General features: G+C 74.3%; 4 protein-coding genes and 1 pseudogene. All 5 read right to left on the bottom strand.

The window, feature by feature from the left end; genetic code table 11:
• Window positions 1-152: 152 nt before the first annotated feature.
• Entirely contained in the window at window positions 153-1,391 is a 1,239-nt protein-coding gene (locus ACLIYP_RS29505) for a styrene monooxygenase/indole monooxygenase family protein (RefSeq protein ID WP_412716145.1), read from the bottom strand.
• Window positions 1,392-1,473: 82 nt separating this feature from the next.
• Window positions 1,474-2,091: a GTP-binding protein gene (locus tag ACLIYP_RS29510; RefSeq protein WP_412716146.1), complete on the bottom strand. Its 618-nt coding sequence runs from the start codon at window positions 2,089-2,091 to the stop codon at window positions 1,474-1,476.
• A 162-nt stretch (window positions 2,092-2,253) separates the two neighbouring features.
• Complete coding sequence (locus tag ACLIYP_RS29515; protein ID WP_093662003.1) at window positions 2,254-2,643, bottom strand: DUF742 domain-containing protein; 390 nt, start codon at window positions 2,641-2,643, stop codon at window positions 2,254-2,256.
• Entirely contained in the window at window positions 2,640-3,212 is a 573-nt protein-coding gene (locus tag ACLIYP_RS29520; protein ID WP_412716147.1) for a roadblock/LC7 domain-containing protein, read from the bottom strand. The genes ACLIYP_RS29515 and ACLIYP_RS29520 overlap by 4 nt, the downstream gene beginning before the upstream one ends.
• Window positions 3,209-3,943 (bottom strand): annotated as a pseudogene (locus ACLIYP_RS29525) (hypothetical protein); the annotation flags it as partial. The pseudogene ACLIYP_RS29525 and the gene ACLIYP_RS29520, both read right to left, overlap by 4 nt.

Consider the following 3,943-nt stretch of genomic DNA (forward strand, 5'->3'; position numbering starts at 1 on the left):
GGACGAGGCCGGGCGGCGGCTGGCGGAGGTGGAGCGGGCGCTCGCCTCGCTCGGCGACGGCGAACTGGCCGTGCTGCGCCGCGCGGAGGCGGCGCGGCACGGCCGGTGAGACCTGCGGCCGACGGGACGCACGCGGCCGGCGGGAGGGGCGCTCAGGCCGAGGCCAGGCTCGCCAGGTACGCCTGCGCCTTCTCCGGGTCGAAGAACCAGTTCTCCAGGTCGGACGGGTCGCAGAAGGCGTTGGCGAAGCGGTCGGCCAGCTCCTGGTGCTCCATGCCCGCGCCGATCAGCTGCAGCACGTGCTCCGGCGGCGGCGCCAGCAGCCCGTTCGACCACTTGGTGACGTGCCGGGCCGTGTCCTCCCAGAAGCGGTCGAACGTGGCCTGCATCCACTCCTCGTCGAACGGCCGGTCACCGCGCTCCAGGATGGCGGCCAGATAGGAGGCTGCGCACTTGGAGGCGGTGTTGGATCCCTGGCCGGTGATCGGGTCGTTGGCCACCACCACGTCCGCCACGCCCAGCACCGCGCCGCCCGAGGGGAGGCGGCCGACCGGCTTGCGGACGGTCGGCGCGTAGCGGCCGGCGAGCGTGCCGCCCGCGTCGGTCAGCTCGACCTTGCGGGCCCGCTCGTACTCCCACGGGGTGAAGCGCTTCATCAGCTCCAGCGTGAGGTCGAGGTGCTCGGCGGGGTCCTTGACGCCCTGGAAGACGTCGAGCGGGCCGCCGGGGATCCCCTCCCAGAACAGGATGTCGCAGGCGCCGGAGACGGTGTACCCGGGGATCATGAACAGCTCGCCGACGCCCGGCACCAGGTCGAAGCGCACCGCCAGCATCTCGGGGTGCTCCGGGCGCCGCTCCAGGCCGTGCACGTAGGACACCGCCAGCGCGCGCTGCGGCTTGTCGTACGGCGAGCGCGAGGCGTCGCGCTCGAACATCGTCACCAGCTCGCCCTTGCCCGCCGCGACGAGCACCAGGTCGTAGGTGCGGGCGAAGAAGTCCAGGTCGGAGACGGCCGCGCCGTGGATGACGAGCTGGCCGCCGCGCTGGGCGAAGGTCTCCAGCCAGCCGGCCATCTTCACGCGCTGGTCGATCGACTGCGCGTGGGCGTCCAGACGGCCCACCCAGTCGATGACACGGGACCCGTCGGGGCCGACGACCGAGACGCCCAGGCCCTCGGTGCGCGGGCTCTGGTCCTCCCAGAAGTTGATCTCCAGATCGCGCTCGTGCTGGAGGGCCTGGTCGAACATGCACTGGGTGGACATGACCCGGCCGCCGCGGATCTCGTCCGCCGTGCGATTCGACATCACGGTGACCTCGTAGCCGTGCGACTGGAGGCCGAGCGCGAGCTGGAGGCCGGACTGGCCGGCTCCGACGATGAGTATCTTCCGCATGGCGGTTCTCCCCTGGAGTGCCTGGGTGATGGGGTGCCTGGGTGTGGGGGCGTGAGGGCGGTGGGGCGGGACCGGCCGCCGGTCAGGCGGGGGTGAGGTCCAGCGCGTGGCCGACGAGCGCCGTCAGCGAGTCGACGACCGTGTCCCGCTTGCGCGCGTCCATGATGACGACGGGCACGCGGTCGGGGACGGACAGCGCCTCGCGCACGTCCTCGGCCTCGTAGTACTCCGTCCCCTCGAAGTGGTTGACGGCGACGACGTAGGGCAGGGCGCAGCTCTCGAAGTAGTCGAGCGCCGGGAAGCAGTCCTCCAGCCGCCGGGTGTCGGCCATCACCACCGCGCCGATCGCGCCGCGCGCCAGGTCGTCCCACATGAACCAGAAGCGCCGCTGGCCGGGGGTGCCGAACAGGTAGAGCACCAGGTCGGCGTCGAGGGTGACGCGGCCGAAGTCCATGGCGACCGTGGTCGTGGTCTTCTCGGGGGTGGCGGTGATGTCGTCGGTGCCCTCGCTCGCCCGGGTCATCACCGCCTCGGTGGTCAGCGGTTCGATCTCGGAGACCGAGCCGACGAAGGTCGTCTTGCCCACGCCGAAGCCTCCCGCCACCACGATCTTGACGGAGATCGGGGCGCGTCCGCGCTCCTCCTGCCAGGGCTGGAGCTTCTCGGCGCTCTGTGCCGGGTCGTTCACGGCGTCCACCACGGGTCTTTCTCGGGGTCTGCGTCGGTGTCGGGGTCGGGGTCTGCGTCGATGTCTGTGCCGGGTCCGGTGCCGGGTCCGGTGCCGGGGCCTGTGCCGGTGCGCCGGCCGGTCGTCCGCGCCGCGGCGCCCCGCACGGCGCCGGGCGGGTCGCGTGGTGGCCCGTCAGAGCCTGCGGAGTCCACCCAGCACCCTCTCCAGCAGTGCGCGGTCGGGGCGGTCGTTGTCGTAGCCGGTGCCGTAGACCCGGATGCGCCCCTGGTCGGCGAGATCGCTGAGCAGTACGCGCACCACGCCCAGCGGCATCCGCAGACGGGCGGCGATCTCGGCGACCGAGCGCATCCTGCGGCACAGCTCGACGATGGCCCGCATCTCGGGCATCACGCGGTCGCGCAGCCCGCCGGAGGTCAGCTCCAGGCGCGCTTCGGGGGCCTCGATGGCGGCCACGAGGGTCTCCACCAGCAGGACGTGCCCGAAGCGGGTGCGGCCGCCGGTCAGGGAGTAGGGGCGCACGCGCGCGGGTTTGCGTACGGGCAGCGGGCTGTGGGAGGTCACTGGTCCAGCTCCATCGACGTGCGCAGTTCGGTGCGGAGTTCGGGGGTGAGGACGTGTCCGGCCCGGCCGACGAAGAGGGCCATGTGGTACGCGACGACGCTCATGTCGCAGTCGGGTGCGGCGTGGACGCCGAGCAGCGAGCCGTCGCTGATCGACATCACGAACAGGCTGCCCTCGTCCATCGCGACCATGGTCTGCTTGACCGGGCCGGCGTCCATCAGCTTCGACGCGCCCTGGGTGAGGGAGCCGAGACCGGAGACGATGGTGGCCAGGTCGGCGCCGGCGTCCCTGGGGCCGCGCTCCGGCCGCCCTCCGGGCTCCCGGCGCGGGGCGGCGCCGTCCGCTTGCTCTCCCGCGCCGTGCTCCCCGCGGTCCGGTCCGCCGCCGGGACCGGCGTCCCCGGCGTCCCCGGCGGTTCTGCCCGGTTCGGAGGAGAGCAGGAGCAGGCCGTCGGAGGACACCACGGCGACGGACCGTACGCCGGGGACCTCGTCGACCAGGTTGGACAGCAGCCAGCGCAGGTTGCGTGCCTGCCTGCTGGGCGTGTGTGCGGTGGTGGGCGCGTTCACTTGCGTGCCTCCTCGACAGTGCCACCCGTGTCCGTCGCCTCCGCGCGGTCGTCCGCCGGGCCGTCGTCCCGGCCGGGGACGACCTGCTCGGCGGCGATCTGCGCCTCCGCGTCGCGCTGGCCGTCCCGGGCGCCCTGCTGGAAGCCGCCGAGCCGCCTGCGCAGCTCCTCGGCCTTCAGCCCGCCCGTACGGGGGCGGGGGATGTCGGCCGCGGTCTCCACGGTCTGCGGTGTGCGCTTGGGGAGCCCCTTGGCGGTGACGGTCCGCGGGGCGGGGGAGGCCCCGTCCCCCGGGGCGGGGGCCGGGGTGGGCACGGACGCCGGTGCCGGCGCCTCGTCCCGGGCCCGGCTGTGCTCACTGGGGTCCTCGGGCTCGACGTAGTACGGGCCCGCGGCCCGGACCAGGGCGTCGCGCGCGGGGTCGGCCGCGGCCTCGTCGGCCTCCGCGACGCCGGTGGCGCCGGACGCCGCGGGACGCCGGGAGTGCCCCTCGCCGGAGGGCGGCGGAGTCTCCTCGGTGATCCGGGGGATCTGCGCGGTCTCGGTGACGTCGGCGGGGTCGGCGGGGTCGGTGCCCTCGCCGGCCGCTCCCGTCTCCGGCACGTCCGTGCCCGCCGCTTCCGCTTCCGCGTCCGTGCCCGCCGCACCGGCGGCCGCCGTCGCCGGACGCGCGCGGTCCGGACGGGGCGGCAGCGCGTTGCCGTTGGCCTCGGCGACCGTGCCCGGCAGGGG

Origin of the sequence: Streptomyces nanhaiensis (genome assembly GCF_046614825.1) — a bacterium.
Classification (GTDB): Bacteria; Actinomycetota; Actinomycetes; order Streptomycetales; family Streptomycetaceae; genus Streptomyces; species Streptomyces radiopugnans.

Excerpts from the sequence above, each read along its gene's own strand:
- ACLIYP_RS29505 (WP_412716145.1), bottom strand. The coding sequence starts at position 1,391 with ATGCGGAAGATACTCATCGTCGGAGCCGGCCAGTCCGGCCTCCAGCTC.